This window comes from Polystyrenella longa, assembly GCF_007750395.1.
Taxonomy (GTDB): Bacteria; Planctomycetota; Planctomycetia; order Planctomycetales; family Planctomycetaceae; genus Polystyrenella; species Polystyrenella longa.
On the sequence record NZ_CP036281.1, the window covers coordinates 4,131,672 to 4,151,304 of the forward strand.

The window sequence follows — 19,633 nt, forward strand, 5'->3', positions numbered from 1 at the left end:
AGCAGCAGTTGATTGTAATAAGCTATAGGCAGTAACTGCTTAGCGACTTCAAAGCTGAACAGAGACATCATGCTCTGTTCAGTCTTCGAGATAACGAATTCGTTTTTGCATATCGACGTTCACGGACTGATACCGCGAAGTCAGATTTCCCCGTTGGAAAAAGGTACTGCGAAAAAGTTCGAGGTCATCGGAACCGATCGCGTTATTGAAAATGGGGGAAAGATAATCGATCCCCAGTCGCGAAGGCTGAAAGCGATGGTCATCGTACAAGCTGGGATGAACTGTCCTGGCATGAATTCGCCCCCACTGATCGCGTAATTTGTTCGCATGAAGTGCCCCCAGTGAAAACCCGGAGTTCTCCTGGTAGCACAAAGTCGAAAGTGAGTTATTCTGCCCCTCAACCAGCAGGTCGACCGCCTTCCCGCCCAGTTGAGTGGCGTAAAAACGATCAAAGCGAATTGGACGTCCGCCGCGTTGTGTATGCCCGACCTTACGCGTGAAGATCGCTTGAGCTGCCGACTCATGCCGTCGCAGATTGCTGAAGTATTCGCTACCAAAATCATCTGCCAACATTTTCTTTAATGATTCGGCCGCTCCATCGAGAAGAATATTTCCGGCCGGGTCGGTGCTGGCATGGGCGGCTCCAAGTGGTTTTCCTTCCTGGTCTACAATCCCTTCTCCGACAACGATGACCACGTTTTTCTGGCGATCATAAAGTTCCCGGACACGTTGGCTGAATGCAGGAAAGTCGAGCGGGACTTCGGGAAGCAGAATCATATCTGGTTGGCCGTAAGCCGATCCGAGTGCAATGTAACCGGAATGACGGCCCATGACTTCAACAATCGCAATTCGCCGATGACTCTCGGCAGTCGTCCGAATACGCTCAATCGCCTGAACAGCCACAAAGACGGCAGTGGCATATCCGGGCGTCGCGTAGTTGACGATCTCATCCAGAGCGATAGATTCATGCTCTCGTCGATGATGAAATCCCGGTTGTTCGTCTGTTTCTGGATTCAGATGCCACTCATTGGGTTCGTTGATGTAATTTAACCCCAAGTCATTATCAATCGTTTTGGGGGCTAGCACGCAGGGGAACAACTCGCACAGCGATTGCATTCCACTGATCGTTCCATCCCCGCCGATACAGACAACTCCATCAATCTTCAATTGCTTCAGTCGGTGAGCAATCTTCTGGAGTTCCTGCGCGTCTTCTGAAGAGATATACGTCCGCGAGGCTCCAATAGCGGTCCCTCCACAGCAGGGGTCGATTTCGGGGATCGTTACAAATAATGGATTCAGATTTACGTGAGGGACTCGGCTATCCAGCAGACCAGAGAATCCCTTCATAATGCCATAAACTTCGATACCAAGCTGATTAGACCGTTCAACCGCCCCATAAATGGTGGCATTCAAAGCGGGAGTATCTCCTCCTGCGGTCAGAATAGCGATGCGTCGCATAAAAACCTGTCCTGGCAGGCTGGGCAACCTGTCTGCAATCATGCAGATCCAGAGCCACCATAGCCGTTTGAGTTCTATATAAAAGGTCGACATCGAAAACGACGTCGGCGGAATAACGTTCTGATTTGACAGTTTTTCGCAACCATAAAACAAGTTGGAGGTTGGTAAAGCAGAGAAACTGTCAGGAGAGCACTTGAGCAAAGCGAATAAACAATTTATACCAAGTAGACTGATTTGTCATCTATACACCATTTTCGACATAAACCATTTTGGATTGCCCCGTAGCGGAGCAGTCCAGAACCGCATTCATAAACAGATTCGCCCCCAATCCGTTTTTTCGGTATGAGGATGCCGCGAATCTCAAGGAGGATTGATGCGTCTGCTCATCGCCTGTTTTGCGTCTGCTTTACTTGCCAGCCTGTTCACTGTCTGGCTGACCTCTAACTCCCAATCAAATTCGGTCCTCGCCCAGACGGGAACAGGCACCTCGATTCTGGAGGCCCCTCGAAATAAGGAACAGGTTCCGCTATTCGAAGAGAACCTCGATAACAATGGCAAAGAACAGCGTCCGCAGAGCGAATCAACTGCGCTCCGAATCACAAACGAAGAGGCGGTGAACGTCGCTGTTTATGAACGAGTCAACAAAAGTGTGGTGAATATCACCGCTCGTTCCCAGGCCGGAGGTTTGTTCTTTCGCAACATTCCGGCGGAAGGGGCAGGATCGGGAATGGTGATCGACACGGAAGGCCATATCTTGACCAATTTCCACGTGATCGAAGATGCGACTCAGGTTGAAGTCAACCTGTTCGATGGCTCCAGCTACGAAGCCTCTCTCATCGGTGCCGACCCGGTAAACGATATCGCCGTTATTAAAATTAATGCAGAACTAGACGTTCTACATCCAGTCACGCTGGGCGAATCGAGCGAACTAAAAGTTGGCATGAAGGTTTACACCATCGGCAACCCCTTTGGCTTGGAACGAACGATGACCACCGGCATCATTTCCAGTTTGAACCGAACATTGAATGTTCGTGATAACCGTACCATTAAAGCCATCATTCAGATTGATGCCGCCGTTAATCCGGGAAACTCCGGCGGTCCGCTGCTTGATACTCAGGGACATCTGATTGGGGTGAATACCGCCATTGCCAGCAAGAACGGACAGAACGCAGGCGTTGGATTTGCCATTCCCGTAAATCTGATTGCACGAGTCGTGCCTCAGTTAATTAAATTCGGAAGAATCATTCGACCGGAAATCGGAATCCAACATGTCTACGAAACAGACGCTGGGCTACTGATTGAGACTTTAACTTCCGGCGGCCCTGCGGAACTGGCCGGTTTACGTGCCCCCAAAATTGTGTCTCAACGTCGTGGACCCTTCGTCGTAGAACGACTCGATCGTTCCTTCGCGGATTTGATCGTGGGCATCGATGGACAGGAAGTGCAGACAGTCGACGACTTCCTGACCTACATCGAAACCAAAAAGCCAGGAGACCGCGTTATCGTCGAGGTCCTGCGAGAAGGCGAGAAGCTCCGTGTGCCGGTCCAACTGACAGGTAGTGCTCCAATCACCCGCAAGGCAACTCCTTAATCAGAAGGCGAGGGTGTGCAGTCGCTCCAGATTTTTTTTAAAATCCGCGGGACGGCTCGTCTCCTGATACCTCTGATCTGTGACCTTAGACTCGAAGACATCTAATTCCCAAACATAATTATCACGAATGGTTTCCCAAAGAATGGCCTCGCTGATTCATAAAGACTTGTCCACATTGCGGTGGGATGGTGAACTTCCCGGCACTCTGAACATGATCGATCAAACGCTCCTGCCGGAGCAATTCCTGCGGATCGATTGCAATACCCCTGAAGAAACCTGGCAAGCCATAAAACGCCTCTCTGTGAGAGGCGCCCCTGCGATCGGTGTCGCCGCCGCCTACGGGCTGATACTGGGTGTTCAACACAACGCTCACCTGTCGCAGAATGAGTTTTTAGAGAAGCTGAACATCACAGCCGATTACCTCGCGGAAAGTCGCCCCACTGCCGTCAACCTGTTCTGGGCTCTCGACCGCATGCGACAGACGGCTGCTACGCATGCCGACCTGGAGACTCCCCAATTACTCGAACGCTTGCTGGCCGAAGCCCGCGCTATCGAACAGGAAGACCAGGCGATGTGCATCGCCATGGGCGAATTCGGTCAAACACTGCTGAAAGAAGGGCAGGGAGTATTAACTCATTGCAATGCGGGGGCCCTGGCGACTTCCGGATCAGGCACCGCGCTGTCGGTTTTTTACGCCGCAGCCCGTGCCGGCAAAAAGATTCATGTTTACGCCGACGAAACCCGTCCGCTGCTCCAAGGCGCTCGATTAACCTCGTGGGAACTCCAGAACAACGACATCGAAGTCACCCTTATCTGTGACTCCATGGCAGGTTGGGTGATGAAAGAAAAAAGAGTCCAAGCCGTTATCACCGGTGCTGACCGGGTCGCCGCCAATGGAGATGCCGCCAACAAAATCGGGACCTACTCCGTATCACTACTGGCGAAGGCACATGGAATTCCTTTTTACATAGTGGCCCCTTCCAGCACGTTTGATTTCGCTCTAGCGACGGGAGACTCCATTCCTATTGAGCAACGGGATCCGACCGAGATTTCTCATGGCTGTGGCAAACAGACGGCCCCCGCCGGAGTGCATATCTACAATCCGGCGTTCGATGTGACCCCTGCAGAGAACATCACCGCGATCGTCACGGAGAAGGGAATCATCTCTCCCGTGACTACGGAAAACATCGCCGCAATGCTCAAAGGTTAACGCTTGCGATTGAACAACAGGGACGTCATTACTCGGCAGGGTTGAACAACGGTCGGGAGAAAACTAAAACGGGGACAGGCACCCTCCATTCTCCATCTCATAGATCATCCAGCTTAAAGTTAGTCCTCCCATGCGCACGTTAATTGAAAATGCCACCTGTGTTCTGCCCGACGGTACCCGAACTGCTTCCGTTTTGATCGATAACGGAAAAATCGAAGCGATCGATCCCAGTGACGCCGGTGCTGTGGATGCTAGAATCGACGGCAGCGGACACGTGCTGATTCCGGGTGTCATCGATGACCAGGTTCATTTCCGAGACCCCGGGTTAACCCACAAGGAAGACCTGCACACCGGTAGTCTGGCTTGCGCGAAGGGAGGCGTGACCACCTTCTTCGAAATGCCCAATACGAATCCGGCGACCATCACTAAAGAAGAACTGGAGAAAAAGTACGAACTCGCCGCAGGTAAGTCAGTCGTCAACTTTGGATTCTATATCGGAGCGACCCCGGACAACGTAAAAGAACTCCAACAGGTCGATCAGGCCCCCGGAATTAAAATCTTCATCGGTTCGAGTACCGGAAACTTGCTCGTGGATGAACAAGCCGCACTGGAAAGAATCTTCGCGGAAACGACTCTTCCCATCTGTGCACATTGCGAAGATGAAACGACCGTCCGTGACAACCAGAAGCGCATCGGTGGCGGAACCGAGTTCTCTGATCACAGCCGCATTCGCAACGTCGAAGCAGCCGTCGTCGCTACCCGTCGGGCGATTGATCTCGCCCATCGACATCAGCATCGCTTCCACGTTCTCCACGTTTCGACCGCCGCAGAGTTGCCTTTAATCAAGGATCACCAGAACCTGATTTCGGCCGAAGTTTGTCCACATCATTTGCTGTTCAACACCGACGATTATGCCCGTTTAGGCTCCCTCGTCCAAATGAATCCCTCCATCAAATCCGCAGAGGACAACGCCGCACTATGGGAGGCTCTTCTGGATGGAACTGTGCAGGTCATTGCCACCGACCATGCACCGCACACTCTTGAGGAGAAAGACCAACCCTACCCGAAATCTCCGTCCGGACTTCCCGCTGTGGAAAATTCACTGGCATTGATGCTGGACCGGGTGAATCAGGGATTATGCACTCTAGAGCAAGTCGTCCATTGGATGTGCGAAGCGCCCGCCCGTGTCTGGGATGTCGTTGACAAGGGAGCGATCAAAACAGGTTTCGACGCCGACCTGGTCCTGATTGATATGAACAAAGAGCAAACCATCCGAAACGAAGATCAGTTGACCAAATGTGGCTGGACCCCTTGGGACGGCGTCAAGCTCACCGGCTGGCCCGTCATGACCTGGGTCGGTGGTCAACTCGTCTACAACGACGGCAAAGTCAACCCCGACCTTCGCGGTCAAGCCGCCCGCTTCGACCACTCCCGTGGTGGTTACTGGAATTACTCGCTGTAATTCCGCTCTAATGAAGACGACTCCAGAAAATACTTAACACCGGCGAGAACTCTTTTGCTAGATTGGAAAGTGTTGCAAACGGGAGTTGATTCGAGTTTACTGGAAGGACCAAACTCCGATTTGTTTTCACTTCCAGAGGCTGCTCCATGTCATCGAGTCCCCTGTCCCGTATCTGTATCGCACTGCTTTTTCTCAGCACTTCGATTGCGACCCTGCCAGCCGACAAACCGGCGAACACTGAACCAGTTATCGAACCCGCTCGAACTGCCGTTCACCAGGTTCTGAAACCGGACGAATCGCTTCCCGATGCCCGAATTAAACAACCCCGTCACACCCGCGATAAGTTTCACCCCTGGACACCTCCGACCGATTTGGAATCTTGGTTGGCAGAGCGCCAAAAACTGAAAACCCAAGTCGCCGTTAGCAATGGCCTCTGGCCAATGCCTCCCCAGGAACCGCTCAACCCGACCATTCATGGGAAGATTAATCGGGGCGACTACACGATCGAGAAAGTCTATTTCGAATCGCATCCGGGGCATTATGTCAGCGGAAATCTTTATCGACCTGTGCATTATTCGGGGCGCATTCCGGGAATTCTCTGCCCGCATGGTCACTGGCAGGACGGGCGGTTTTATAAAGCTCCTGAAGAGAAAGCGATGGGCCAACTGGCCAATGGAGCCGAAAAACATCTCTCCGGTGCGTATTACCCCGTTCAGGCCCGGATGGCACAACTTGCCAGGTTAGGTTGCGTTGTGTTTCATTATGACATGGTTGGTTACGCCGATAGCCAGCAGGTTGGTCATGGAGGCTGGTTCCAGAATGTCGATGCCGAACTTCGACTGCAAAACGGGATGGGATTACAAACATTCAATTCCATTCGAAGTCTTGACTTCCTGCTGTCGCTGCCCGAAGTCGATCCGGATCGAATTGGGGTTACCGGGTCCAGCGGAGGAGGAACACAGACTTTTATGTTATGTGCCTTGGATGAACGTCCGGATGTCGCATTTCCCGCAGTGATGGTTTCGACAGGCATGCAGGGAGGATGTGTCTGCGAAAACGCCTCCTATCTCCGTCAGGACATTAACAATGTCGCCATCGCGGCCCTCTTCGCCCCCAAACCGTTGGCGATGTCAGGAGCGAACGACTGGACCATCGAAATCGAAACTAAAGGACTACCAGAATTAAAAACGATCTATTCTCTCTATGGAAAAGAACAGTGGGTAGCGGCACAGGCATGGCCGGAATTCCAGCACAATTACAACAGCGTGGCGCGTGAGGCGATGTACAGTTGGATGATTGAATATCTCGATCTAGATGCGGACATTCCGCTGATTGAGGAAGACTTCTGGCCCGTGCCTCCAGAAGAGTTGAGCGTATTTGACGACGATCATCCCCTTCCTGCGAATGCGAAAACGGGGGCCGAGTTGGCCGCCTACATGACTGAGTACTCCCAAACCCAATGGGATGCGATGGTGAACCATCCGGGACAAATCTACGCGGAATACCAACGGGTGATGGAAGGAGCCGTTCCCGTCTTACTGGGAGAGTCGCTATCGGCCATCAACACAGTCGAGGCAGACCTGAAAGCGACCACGCTGAATGACTCGCAAATCGGTGAGCTGCAATTGAAAAAGGGACTGTTAAAACGAGAAGCCAATGGCGCCGCAATTCCTTATATTTACCTCCAGGGCGAAAACTTTAATGGTGAGGTTGTTCTCTGGATGGCCGATGCCTGTAAGCAGCATCTTTTCACAGAACAGGGAGACTTACGGGAACCTGTCCGACAAACATTGAAGAACGGTTACGCGATCGCGGCATGTGATCTCTTCCTTTCAGCGGAGTCGCTTCAAGGCAAATCATTTGCAGAGCAATGGCAGGTTGATGAAAGTTTCCCCGGTTACACGTTCTGCTTCAACAAGCCGCTACTGACTCATCGGGTACAGGACATTCTGACTACCATTCGATTTCTGCAGCAGTCAGATGCTGTGAAAAAAATCCATTTGAAAGCGGACGGCAACGCGGCGGTGGCGTCACTGCTGGCGAACGGACGGATGAACATCACCGACAAGTTGGGACAGTTAAAACTGGATCTCGGCCAATTCGATTTTTCAAAAGTCACTTCAAGTCTCGATCCCGCATTCTTACCCGGTGCCTTGAAGTACGGCGGTCTTTTTCATCTCGGATTAATGCAAGCTCCATTTGAATCCATCACGTTATACGGCGTTGGTTTCGGGGGAGAATCCTATTCCGAGTTCTCGCCTAAATACACTTCATGGCTTCGTTCCCCCGTGACTCGTCGCGCCACGATTAATATGAACACCGATAGCAGCAACCTGGCGGAACAAATCTGGGAATGAACAATCCGTCGAAAGAAGTGGCGTCCACGAAGCCGTTTAATAGCATACTCACTCTATGCTGAATTCTGGAGGGAATCGGAAGCGTTTTTAGTCTCAGGACTATCAACGCTGTAGTTGTCTGACAGTATCTTCGTCCAGAGACAATTCAGTCGTAACTGATTAATGTAAATGGAGTTACCACCTAATTTCCCAGCGATTCCAGAACGCACATCCGTATACAGTCCTTGACCGAATAAGATTATCGACGCACAATTGAGGTGAGATCATCACACCCTTGGGCAATCCACTGCCGCGTTCTTAAAGCAATCTTTAGACAGGGAGATACGATGGCCAGCAATTCCACTTCCGGTAAGTCGACCCGCTCCAAAAAGACAGTCAAGAATAAAGCGACAGGCGTGTCGCGCCGGAGCCAGCATACACAATCATCATCCACTGATCGGAAACAGAAGCTGCAGGAGAATAAACTTTCTGTTGGCGAATACCTGATTCAGCGATTGCAGGATTACGGGCTCAAAGATTTGTTCGGAATTCCGGGGGACTTCATTCTTGGGTTCTATGGAATGCTGGAGGAAAGCCCAATCCGTGTCGTGGGAACCACTCGCGAAGACAATGCGGGGTACGCAGCGGATGCCTATGCTCGTATTAATGGTTTGGGCGCCATTTGTGTGACTTACTGCGTTGGCGGTCTGAGTGTGACGAACTCCATCGCTGGAGCTTACGCTGAGAAGTCTCCTGTGATCGTGATTACGGGAGCGCCAGGTTTGAAAGAGCGAGCCTCTGATCCACTGCTGCATCATCGAGTCCGCGACTTCAGCACACAACGAGAGGTATTCGAAAAAATCACGGTCGCGAGTACGTCCTTGGAAGATCCTTTAACCGCCTTCCGAGAGATTGATCGCTGTCTGGAAGCGGCCGTTCGTTATAAGCGCCCCGTTTACATCGAGATTCCTCGCGACCAGGTTGATGTCGTTCCCGACATTCCCTATCAACCACACAAAAGCCAAGTTAAAAGTGAACCCAACGCGTTATCAGAAGCGCTGAAGGAGGCGGAAGAACTGATCAAGAAGGCTTCCAAACCGATGATCATAGCGGGAGTGGAAGTCCATCGATTTGGTCTTCATGAGCAGGTCGTCAAATTGGCGGAAGCCCACAACATTCCAATCTGCACCACGTTACTTGGCAAGTCAGCCATCAGTGAAAAGCACCCGCTTCATATTGGTGTTTACGAAGGAGCGATGGGTCGGGCAGGTGTTCAGGAATTTGTGGAAGAATCTGACCTGGTCATTATGATCGGGACCTTCATGACAGACATCAATTTGGGAATCTACACAGCGCATCTCGATCCGGGGCGTTGTCTCTATGTGACCAGCGAAAAGCTCCGCATGGGTTATCATCATTTTCATGATGTCCTCCTGACTGACTTCATCAATGGTTTGACCAAACTCAAAGGAAGTAAAAAGAAACGGACGATCCCCGCTGAGCTGAAACCAAAGCTCAAACCGTACAAGCTGGATGCCGACCGGAAGATCACGGTCAGCCGCCTCTTTACGCGTCTCAATCAGCAACTGGCAGATGACACCGTTGTCGTTGCGGATGTGGGCGACTCACTGTTCGCTTCCGCCGATCTGACGATTTATCAACACACCGAGTTTTTAAGCCCAGCTTACTACACGTCCATGGGGTTTGCCATCCCGGCTGCTCTCGGCGTACAGGTGGCGAATCGAGAATTACGGCCTCTTGTTCTGGTCGGCGATGGGGCCTTCCAGATGACCTGTAACGAACTGGCGACAACATTGAGGTATGAGTTTAATCCAATCGTGATCGTCCTGAACAACAAAGGATACACGACAGAGCGATTCATCCAGGAGGGACCGTTCAACGATATTCCTAACTGGAACTACCACCGCATCCCCGACCTGTTCGGTGGCGGATGGGGGTTCGAGATTCACACGGAAGGTGATTTTGAGAAAGCTTTAAACGCTTCTCTCGGAAATGAAGACGCCTTCAGCTTGCTGAATGTGCATCTTGATCCACTCGACACGAGCCAGGCCCTGAATCGACTGGCTAAACGGATTGGCAAAGGGATCGTCAGTTAACCTCAGCCCGGCTGACCTTATTTTGAAACGAAAAAAGCGAACGGCGCTTTGCACCGTTCGCTTTTTAAATGTCTTGTTTGCGAGAGAGACTGGTAACCAGACTACAGTCGCCATTGCCAATCAACTTTAGTTGCTGACGGCCACTTCTTGGGCTTTTACGTTCATACGACGACCTTTTTGATCGAAGTAAACTTCTCCGTCAACCAGAGCGAACAGGGTGAAATCGTTCCCCATTCCGACATTCCGGCCCGGATGCCATTTGGTGCCAACCTGACGTGCGAGAATATTCCCGGCGATGACAGCCTGACCACCGAATTTTTTGATACCACGACGTTGGGCGTTTGAATCGCGACCGTTACGACTGGAGCCCTGTCCCTTCTTATGTGCCATTGTACTCTTCCGTTCCTCTGATTACTTAAGAGGGAAATTATGTATACTATTGAATATATTTGATTCGTAACAAACTGGTGTCCCGGCGGACTTCTCCTACGGAGGAGAGAATTTATCGAATTTATCGGGTTCGATGCAAGTCTGTCGGCTGTTCCTACCGCAAAAAGCGGACATCTCGGTGGAAAACAGTCTCTTTAGAGACGTTTCCGACTACTTCGATGCGGTTTGGTCGACTTTGACTTCCGTGGGGCGGTAGATCCATACGGGATCATTCTGAGGCCGAAACTCTCGTTCGACTTCTTCGTATTCGTCACCTGGCCGGGCATACTCCATGACAATTGTCCGCTTCTGCAGGACCTTGTTTTCTGGATTGATCCGATAGGCGCTGGAAAACCCACTCACATAGAGCGTAAAAAAGTCGGTGTTTGGGTCGACGTCCGTCCAGATCGCTACGCCATATTGGAATTCGTCGGTTCCTACTTTTCCAAGATCGCCCGAGATGGCGATGGAGGATTTCAACGGCAACCGTTCTCGTTTTGCAATCAGGGCGACTGCTTCCGGGTGAATGACATCGCGGTAGGAACGAGTCTGGTCGTTGTCGTGGGTCACCAGTTCAAATTCAGGTACAAAAATATTCCCAATTCGACGGTCGTCCTCAATATTAATTGGGACCTGATTCGCAGCATCGGCGGGACGGTCCACGGGGGTATTTCGGATTTTATAAACGAGATACCAAACAGTCTGTCGCTCTTTTTCACCTGTCTTTGGGTTCGTCATCTGTAGTGGGATCATTCGCATTGGCTTGAATGCGACGTCGAGAATCCACAGGTCTTCCTGCTGATCGATCTCTGCACTGGACGGGTTTCGCTGTAGAATTGGCAGAAAACCGCCCGTCTGCTCGTTCTTTTGCTGCACCGCATCGGCATTCAGGTCCGCTCCCGAATCCTGAGCCAAAACAGGCGAGCAGAACCAGACAAGAGCGAGACCGAACCCAAACAGGGGCTTTAAGTCAAACATAGTTGGACTTTCCGTCATGTAAAATACCCCCGCCAAAGCAGAGGAACCCGCTGTATTTGATAACAACGGGTGGAAGCGTATAGAGAAAACCAGCGCGGAAGGGTCATATTAACCAGTTTTCGAGTATACCAGTCGACGAAAATAAGGGTCAAGGTGCTATTCAAGCAGAAATCGAGTTCATCCCAGCAGTTATAACGACTGCACCGGATGGTCACCTACCCTGAATTCCGGTCTCACCAACGGGGAAAACCTCGGGGTTTACAGCAAAACTGAGATCTGTACCGGGAAAATGCATAGTCTCGCAATCTGGCCTCGCACTCTGGTTTCGCATTAAGAATCAATAATCATCCATACCGGTCAGTACTTTTTCGACCGAGTCTGCCTTTTCGGCGACTTCGAGGACGCTGCGGTAGACTTCTTCAACATCGACCGTGCTTCGCGGGTAGTTTTCTACCATGACAAAATAATTGGTTCCGTCGATCTCCCTAAGGGCCAAGCCACCGTGGGGAATTTCGGAATTAAGAAAGAGTGCCCGTTCATAAAATCGCTCTTCAGCCGGTCCGCAAATACTGTAAATCTTGAGCAATCGATCTGTCAGGGAGTGTTCGCTGGGTTCAATATAGACGCGCTGCTTTCGCCCATTGGAAAAACTGATCAGCATCGTGTACTTCTGGTCGATCCGTTCCCAACTGATATTCTGATGTCCGGAGAAGGCCGATTGGAGAAGACTTTCGATGTCGGGGATTTGTCCCCAGATTGCGTGTAACCATTGCGCCGCTTCCAAACCGTTGGCCGGTCGATTTTCGGGAGCCTTCGCCAACATGTTGTAAACGCAGTCGACCATCTCAATGGAAACGAACGGGGCCTGTTTACGAATCGAGGGGATTTTATGTTGCTGAACTTTCTGGCTCAGGTCTTCCAGCGACTCCCCGATAAAAGGCAAGTGCCCTGTTAACAGTTGGTAATAGCAAACTCCCAACGAGTAGACATCGCTTTGCGGTGTGGCCGGTTCTCCTCGTAGAACTTCCGGCGCCATGAAATGCGGCGTGCCTGCCAGTTCGTTGGGAATTGATTTATCAAACACTCGCTTAGCCAAGCCAAAATCGGCAATCTTCGGCACACCTTGTAAGGTCAACAGGATGTTGTCCGGTTTAAGATCGCGATGGAGGATTTCATGTCGGTGCGCTTGCGCCAGTCCGTCAGCGATCTGGGTCGCCAAAGCTGTCGCACGTATCGGAGTGAGTCGACCTTCTCCTTCGATGATCTGTTGCAATGTTGGACCTGTAACCAGTTCCATCTCCAGGAAATGATGACCGTCGACTTCGCCCATGGCGTGCGTCGTCACGATATGAGGATGCACCAGCTTTGCAGAAGAAGTTCCTTCGGAATAAAACCGTTCGAGAAAACTATCGTGGTGCGACATCATCCGTCCGGAAAGAACTTTCAAGGCACACTTACGTTTCAATTGTTGATGGTGCGCCAGATAAACTTTCCCCATGCTTCCCTGACCGAGCAATAACTCACACTGATAGACGCTCAGCAATTTGCCAATCAAACAGGAATCGATTTCTTCCGATCCTGCTGCATTGGGATCTATCTTCCCCGTGATGGAAAGTAAGTCACGAGCGTAAATCGAATTGGCCAGACTGCTTTCCAGTGAAGCAAGCAGAGGCTGTAAACAGCGAGGACAGTTCTGGTCCTGTTCCCGTTGCCGGTAGGCTATATTGCAGCCTTGGCAGTAGCGGATGAGTTGCGGAGATGTTTCAGTTACCATGTTGGAACGTCTAAGAAGGGCACTCTTAACGGTTCAGCAAACCAGTGATAATTCTATCAACTGTCGACTTGCGGGCTCGCCACAAGCTGCTCACACTATAGCAATCTTTTTTTCGGGAATGTAGATCTGTTTATCTGAGTCTATCTGTTTTCCGGAGATGGATCACTCAAATAATCAGAAATTGGCTCGAAACCTGCATACGGAATCATGTGATAATGGCGTGGTTGACGGTTCTCCCTTGAAACCATCGCTCAAGTCTGAAAAGATTACGTGGTATTTGAATTCAATATCCAAAAAGACCAACGCTGATCGATCTGAACCGCGATTCACCGAACTCAAAAGAACTGCACTCTCAACTCTAGCCCACTCTACTGCACAGTTGCTGTCCTTCCCCCGCAAGGGGACCTGCCCGCCCCTTTCTGTAATTAACTCCTTCCTGTAACTAATATGAGCTGCCGTGAATCCACATGATGAATTAACTGCTCTGTTGCAACTGTTCCCTCAGACAGAGCCGCTGGTTGAAAGTGCAGAGCACGTTCCCGCTGCTCTTGTCCCCGATGCTTTCAAACGTCTGCTCGCCCATGATCATCACATGACGGTCACGATGGAAGAATTCTTTCATTGCGAAGTCAGTGTGCGTGTTCTGGAAGCAAAAGAACAAGAGGGTTTGTACTGCCGCATGATTCTGCTTGAGAGTAACGAGACTGGACAGGTCGTGCAGTTTGGTATTGTGCGGTTTAATTTTGAGTACGTCACCGAGGCCGTTAAAGAAGAAATTCTGTCCCGGAAGATTCCATTAGGACGAGTACTGATCAATCACAACGTGTTACGACACATCGATCTCGGTGCTGTGTTGAAAATTAAAGTGGGTCCTAAAATGGCAGAATACTTTGATGTCCCTGTCGGCATGAAAACCTATGGACGACTGGCGACAATTTTCTGCAATGGTCAACCTGCGGTCGATCTACTCGAGATTGCGACTCCGCTTGCTCAGGATGTTGGCTGATTTCTCAAGCATTTACTCGATTCCCTTAGTCCGCTTCTCCTTGTCCTCCGCCTAAACATTAAGCGAATCTGCGCGCCTGCTTAACATCGTTGTGCCCGTCGCTGGGGCCGGGTGAGATATCAGACTTTCCTAACCGGTTGTTGAGTAGTCTCTTAGGGACGAATGCGCCCGTCACGAAGTAAAATGTGAGGCTTATTGAATCGTGCGCGGTACCGGAGTTGCTATACCGATCCTAACGTGATTGCTCCACGGGGAGAGTTTAAATTGTCGCGACGAAAAGTCAGTCAATTGAATAATTCCCTATACCTTTCCAGTCTACTGTCTTTCACTAAGTCCTCATGCTTCATGATAAAAAAATGGTAAACACACGTTTTATTTATCTATTCGAAGGGGTTTACCCCACACATCTGGTCAATTTCGTCTGTTCAGAAACACGATAATAAGAATAAGATTAAATCCGATTCAGGAGGAATCTGGGTATGAATGTGCCAGGATGGTCCGGCCGGATACTTACTAAGTTATCCCGGCCACACCCGATGTTAGTATGGCTCAGCCTGCTATGCTGGATGAGTCCCCAATCTCTTTTCGCCGACCCGGGGGGATTACAGGAGAGACTCCATCCCCCGCCCGACGAACCCATAGCCAGTTCCGACCATCCCTCTTTAGAGTCCTTTCAGAACCGCCAGGCACTTCTGCCACTGCTATATCGAGACCGCCATCAAGAAGCGGTCTATCACGAGATCAGCCGAGCTTTCGAGGCCGGCCGCACCGTCGAAGCTCTGCAACTACTGCAACAACTTTTTGACTCTGACGAAGACAGTTTTTACTGGCCGTCCACTTCTCCCGCTCCGGTCTCGATTCGCTATGCCTCCCGGTCCCTCTTCTTTCAGCAATCCCCGGATGTCTGGCAACTTTACGAGCAATTGAACGCTTCCACTGCGAACGCTCTTCTGGAAGACGCACAAGGTCAACAGGACAAGACCTGCTACCACGACCTGATCCATCGCTTCCCTTTCACATCAGCCGGCCGGGAAGCGCGCCGACACCTGATTTATTACGCATTGGATCGGCATCGATTTCATGAAGCCCATCATCATCTGAATCAGTTATTCCATTCAAAGATTCATCAAGAAGCCTTGCATGAAAGCGATCATCATTTACATCGTTTCCTGAAGCATCAGATTCAACCGGACAGTTGGAACGAAAGTATTGCTCAAGACTACGAACTGCGAACAGCGATGGTCGAAGGAAACAATGAGATTGGCTATCCAATCCTGCAGGTCTCTCAATCTGATACGGAAGAAAACTACTTCGCCACGGTTGCCCACGGCAAAAGACGTACTCACTGGCAGGAAGTAACTCCGCCGTACCTACGAGAAGTCTGGTCCGCATCGCATATGAATTCGTCGCGCAAGTTACTGGATCAGACGATGCAATTCTGGGAAGAAGAACAAGCAAGTGAACTGAAGCCAGCTGCCGTAGGTTGGAAACCGGTTGTCGTTGGCGAGACTGTCTATGTTCGTAATTATGACGAAGTCACAGCATTCGATCTTCACTCTGGAAGTATGTTGTGGCGTTATCCCTGCCAAAGTCAATTCAGCCCTCTACTTGAGAGTTTCCGTCCGCATAGCCGTCTCCACAGCCGAACACAATTTTCTCAGCTGACTTCTGAATTGAATCTGGAAGAGCTGCTGGTGGGGAATAATCTCTTAGGAACATTAACGCATGACTCGGAACGACTTTATCTCATAGATGAAGTCGAACTCGAAGCCCTTAAGGCTCCGGTGCCCGCCGGTATTATCACACATGCTGATAACCCTCATGACAACTCAGAAGCGCGTCGCCGCAGCAATCGATTGATTGCATTGCCGCTTAGCCAGACCGAAACGCTGCAGTCTCTGCCAGTGAAACCGGAGTGGTCCGTGGGCGGAATTCTTGAACTGGAAAACACACGTCTAAACAATGCCTTGTCCGGGCATTTTATTCTGGGACCTCCGCTCGTTGATGGAGGAACCCTCTTTGTATTGTCTGAGTTCGAGCAACAGATCAACCTAAGCGCTTTGAACGCTGAAAATGGTAAGCTTCTCTGGACCCAGGGAATCGGGTGGGTTGAGTTCATGATTGATCAGGATGTCTTTCGATCTCATCGATCGGCTACACCAATCCTGGCGCACAATCTACTTCTCTGCCCCTGTCAGACAGGGATGCTAGTTGCTGTTGATCGGTCCTCGGGAACTCTGCGTTGGGTTTACGATTATCGTGAATTGAACGAAAGCCAAAGACACCGTCACTGGTCACGACGTCGAAATTCACAAAGAGGTCATCTTGGTTTTGATGATCAACCGGTTGTGCAGGGAGACCGAGTTCTTTACCTGCCTCACCAATCAGAGAATCTACATTGTCTCGATCTCAATACGGGCCGAGTCGTTTGGAAAGAAGTGCGTAAGGATGCTGATTACATCGCCACGTCGGATCACAACCTTGCCTTCGTGGTAGGTCGAAAGTCCTGCCGCGGACTTTCTTTAAGAAACGGTTCGGAAGTCTGGTCGGCTCGACTGGGAACCCCTTCCGGAACAGGAACACGCGCAGGTCATGTTTATTTACTCCCGCTGCAATCGGGGCGAATCGCTTCGATCAATATTCAAACCGGTGATTATTCCGGGTTGAGCCATCTCCATACACGCGTCGAGTCGGACTTGGTTCAATTGGTTAATCAGGAAGCGGTAAGTGAAACGTCGTATGCGACAACAAATTATTACGAAGAAGGGTTTTCACCCGGATGGACTCCGGGAAATCTGATTGCTTGCCAAGACTATATTCTTTCGGCCGGTCCACGAGGGATCACGTTATTTCCCCAGTCTGGTAGCGAACTTTATCGAAATCCGGTACACGCCGATCGTACGATTGAAATGTCGTCGGGTGACGAGAAGATCCGGGAGACTTCCGTCACCGACGCATTTCTTCGACAGGCTGAACTGAACCTGATTCTGGATCGTCTGGAAGAAGCACAACAATACCTGGAGCGATGTCTAGAAACAAAAGATTCGTTAATTACCGAACAGCGTTATATGGCAGAACATTTGCTGCAGGAAGTTTTGTACGCCCGACTCCGCTCTGAACCTGCCAGTCGCGATCTCCATTTTACTAAGTTGCAGTCATTCGTACACGGCGATCTGGAGCAGGGCCGTCTGTTGATGGAAGAAGCGGAGTTCCAATTAGCCAATGGAAACCATCAAACAGCGTGGCAACGTGTTGTCGATCTTTCTACATACGATCTGAATCTCCCATTGAATGACACCACGGATGCCACTTGGAAAGTCACTCCTCGCAGCTGGATTCCTTTGATGAGGGAGCGTTTAATATCCACGGGCGGTAATGACTTTTTGCACCTGTTGGAAGTGCAGTGCGAACGTTACCTGGATGATGCACTCAACGAGGAGCTCAGCGAAAAGAATGAAGGGAAACTGGAGATTTTCCTCACTCTCTTCGGTGAAGGCGAACCAGCTGCAGTTGCCAAACTCAAACTCGCGGCTCGCTATCGTGAAGAAGGGAAATATCATCTAGCCGAGCAGTTGTGGATGAGCGTTCGCGAAACGCGTTTTCCCCGCCTGGCTTCAATTGCGAGTCAGAACCTGATTACCCTCTGGCGACAATTCGGTATGTATCAACTGGCTGCCAATGAAATCGAATCGAGCGGTTTGAGTTCTCATTATGCTGCCACTCATTATAATGGGACCGAAATTGATAGCATGTTGCAACTTTGCCTGAAACAGAGTCAACGACCGGACGAAAAAATTGCTCACGTACGCATCAGCGAAAGGCGTTGGTCCGATGAAGGAACCGATATGCAAGGCTACCGAATTGCCTTGCATCCGACTGCAACTCAGGATTTCACTTTACTTACGAAAGGTTCGGGGCATACAGGAAAACTGACCTTACTCGATCGGTTATCGGGTCAGATTCTTGATGACGTGGACGTTCCGACGGGAACATTATCAAATCAACTTTCTCGCCATCAACTTTCGGGGACCCAACTCTGTTTGGGTGGAAGTAACACGGCGATTGGTCTTTCCCTGTTAACTCGTAAGCCTGTCTGGGAAGTTTCCCCTGTCACTAATTTACGTACGGAATCGTTATCCGTATTTACGATCAATTCAAACTTCACTGTTCTACGCAACCGCCATCAGATGGCGGTCGTTGATACCGCGACAGGGAATGTTCTCTGGCAACGTGACAAAATCAGTCCCGCCGGTAACCGCATTAACACGGGGCAAGCTGGTGTAATGGGTGACAACCAGTCGCTAATCATGTTTGAAGACCATCTCAATTATACTGTCTTCGACATTCGCACCGGGGATGAACGACGTCAGGGCCAGTTTGCCTTTGATCCGAGCGAACGGCATTATATTTTTGGTCGTAAGATTTTCTACTTTGAACCCAACGGCGATGAAAACTCAATCGGTCTGTATGACCCACATGAAAACCGCTACCTGATGCGGCGTTCCTCAAACCGGGCCGTGTTGAGTGTACGCACATCCGATGACAAACTTGCATTGCTGAGTCCAGTGGATGGGGACACAGGGGATGGGGCGGTTGATCATCTTCGTTTGGAAATCATTGATCCTGAAATGGAAACCCGACTGCTTGATTATAAACTTAAGGATGAGTTAGCACAGAAGCTGAGTTTCTTGCGGGTGTTCGATGATCGGGATCATTATTACGTCAATTTACAACATCACGAAAAACCGCTCGACCTTCCCCGTCAGTTTTACCCTGCGGGTGATACGCTTTTGAACAATGTCACCATCCGAGGCAAGTTGCTGGCGTTCGAAAAGAAAACGGGCAAGTTGTTATGGATGCGTGATTTCCAACCCGCATCCGTCATTCAGCTTGCTCCGCATCAACTTCCGATTCTTATCCTTGTCAGCCGTACTCGCGATCGAATGAATCCGAGTTTACATTCTCTGGCCATCGAAACTGTCGATGCCCGCACCGGTGAAAGCCTGGGGTATCATGATGAAATCTTGACTGACCGACTGGTCCATGCAGCGTACGATCCTGACGCGAGACGGGTTTCTCTGATCGGTCATCGGACGTGCGTGCATCTGGATATGCACTCTAAAAAGGAAGCGGCCTGGAAAGAAGAGTGTCATTATTATCCTGCCGGGGTCGCTGTCAGATAATTTGCTACAGCGGCGTATTTTCGGATGAAGTACTTCCGACTGAAGCTCTGAGTTCTGCTCCCACGTGACTATTTCTGCTAAGCTGATAT

General features: G+C 50.5%; 11 protein-coding genes. 7 read left to right on the plus strand and 4 right to left on the minus strand.

Annotated elements, in window-relative coordinates:
- Positions 1–78 precede the first annotated feature (78 nt).
- Positions 79–1,458, minus strand: coding sequence for a 6-phosphofructokinase (locus Pla110_RS15265; RefSeq protein ID WP_144996750.1), 1,380 nt, complete (start codon positions 1,456–1,458; stop codon positions 79–81).
- A gap of 373 nt (positions 1,459–1,831) precedes the next feature.
- On the opposite strand from Pla110_RS15265, the gene Pla110_RS15270 reads away from it, so the two are divergent.
- From Pla110_RS15270 to Pla110_RS15290, 5 genes are all read left to right on the plus strand, one after another.
- Positions 1,832–3,049, plus strand: a complete 1,218-nt coding sequence (locus Pla110_RS15270) for a S1C family serine protease (RefSeq protein ID WP_197440232.1) — start codon at positions 1,832–1,834, stop codon at positions 3,047–3,049.
- Between the two features lie 142 nt (positions 3,050–3,191).
- On the plus strand, positions 3,192–4,259 hold the full coding sequence (gene mtnA / locus Pla110_RS15275) for an S-methyl-5-thioribose-1-phosphate isomerase (RefSeq protein ID WP_144996752.1): 1,068 nt from the start codon (positions 3,192–3,194) through the stop codon (positions 4,257–4,259).
- Positions 4,260–4,389: 130 nt separating this feature from the next.
- Entirely contained in the window at positions 4,390–5,721 is a 1,332-nt protein-coding gene (locus Pla110_RS15280; RefSeq protein WP_144996754.1) for a dihydroorotase, read from the plus strand.
- A 146-nt stretch (positions 5,722–5,867) separates the two neighbouring features.
- On the plus strand, positions 5,868–8,078 hold the full coding sequence (locus Pla110_RS15285) for an alpha/beta hydrolase family protein (protein WP_144996756.1): 2,211 nt from the start codon (positions 5,868–5,870) through the stop codon (positions 8,076–8,078).
- A gap of 326 nt (positions 8,079–8,404) precedes the next feature.
- Complete coding sequence (locus tag Pla110_RS15290; RefSeq protein WP_144996758.1) at positions 8,405–10,174, plus strand: alpha-keto acid decarboxylase family protein; 1,770 nt, start codon at positions 8,405–8,407, stop codon at positions 10,172–10,174.
- A 126-nt stretch (positions 10,175–10,300) separates the two neighbouring features.
- Here Pla110_RS15290 and rpmA read toward each other — a convergent pair whose 3' ends face one another.
- From rpmA to Pla110_RS15305, 3 genes are all read right to left on the minus strand, one after another.
- Positions 10,301–10,564, minus strand: coding sequence for a 50S ribosomal protein L27 (rpmA, locus tag Pla110_RS15295; RefSeq protein ID WP_144996760.1), 264 nt, complete (start codon positions 10,562–10,564; stop codon positions 10,301–10,303).
- A 210-nt stretch (positions 10,565–10,774) separates the two neighbouring features.
- The gene (locus Pla110_RS15300) at positions 10,775–11,581 is read right to left on the minus strand and encodes a hypothetical protein (RefSeq protein WP_144996762.1); all 807 of its coding nucleotides are present in this window, start codon (positions 11,579–11,581) and stop codon (positions 10,775–10,777) included.
- A gap of 337 nt (positions 11,582–11,918) precedes the next feature.
- Positions 11,919–13,355: a serine/threonine protein kinase gene (locus tag Pla110_RS15305; RefSeq protein WP_144996764.1), complete on the minus strand. Its 1,437-nt coding sequence runs from the start codon at positions 13,353–13,355 to the stop codon at positions 11,919–11,921.
- A 457-nt stretch (positions 13,356–13,812) separates the two neighbouring features.
- Here Pla110_RS15305 and Pla110_RS15310 point away from each other — a divergent pair, with 457 nt between their 5' ends.
- Complete coding sequence (locus Pla110_RS15310; protein WP_144996766.1) at positions 13,813–14,361, plus strand: hypothetical protein; 549 nt, start codon at positions 13,813–13,815, stop codon at positions 14,359–14,361.
- 536 nt (positions 14,362–14,897) lie between these two features.
- Positions 14,898–19,544 carry a PQQ-like beta-propeller repeat protein gene (locus tag Pla110_RS15315; protein WP_197440234.1) on the plus strand — a complete coding sequence of 1,549 codons (4,647 nt, stop codon included), beginning with the start codon at positions 14,898–14,900 and terminating at the stop codon, positions 19,542–19,544.
- The last annotated feature ends 89 nt before the right edge of the window (positions 19,545–19,633 follow it).

Bases quoted from the DNA above. Each gene is read 5' to 3' on its own strand.
- mtnA (WP_144996752.1), top strand. From the start codon at position 3,192: ATGGCCTCGCTGATTCATAAAGACTTGTCCACATTGCGGTGGGATGGT.
- rpmA (WP_144996760.1), bottom strand. From the start codon at position 10,564: ATGGCACATAAGAAGGGACAGGGCTCCAGTCGTAACGGTCGCGATTCA.
- Pla110_RS15270 (WP_197440232.1), top strand. From the start codon at position 1,832: ATGCGTCTGCTCATCGCCTGTTTTGCGTCTGCTTTACTTGCCAGCCTG.
- Pla110_RS15315 (WP_197440234.1), top strand. From the start codon at position 14,898: ATGTTAGTATGGCTCAGCCTGCTATGCTGGATGAGTCCCCAATCTCTT.
- Pla110_RS15290 (WP_144996758.1), top strand. From the start codon at position 8,405: ATGGCCAGCAATTCCACTTCCGGTAAGTCGACCCGCTCCAAAAAGACA.
- Pla110_RS15300 (WP_144996762.1), bottom strand. From the start codon at position 11,581: ATGTTTGACTTAAAGCCCCTGTTTGGGTTCGGTCTCGCTCTTGTCTGG.
- Pla110_RS15305 (WP_144996764.1), bottom strand. From the start codon at position 13,355: ATGGTAACTGAAACATCTCCGCAACTCATCCGCTACTGCCAAGGCTGC.
- Pla110_RS15285 (WP_144996756.1), top strand. From the start codon at position 5,868: ATGTCATCGAGTCCCCTGTCCCGTATCTGTATCGCACTGCTTTTTCTC.
- Pla110_RS15280 (WP_144996754.1), top strand. From the start codon at position 4,390: ATGCGCACGTTAATTGAAAATGCCACCTGTGTTCTGCCCGACGGTACC.
- Pla110_RS15265 (WP_144996750.1), bottom strand. From the start codon at position 1,458: ATGCGACGCATCGCTATTCTGACCGCAGGAGGAGATACTCCCGCTTTG.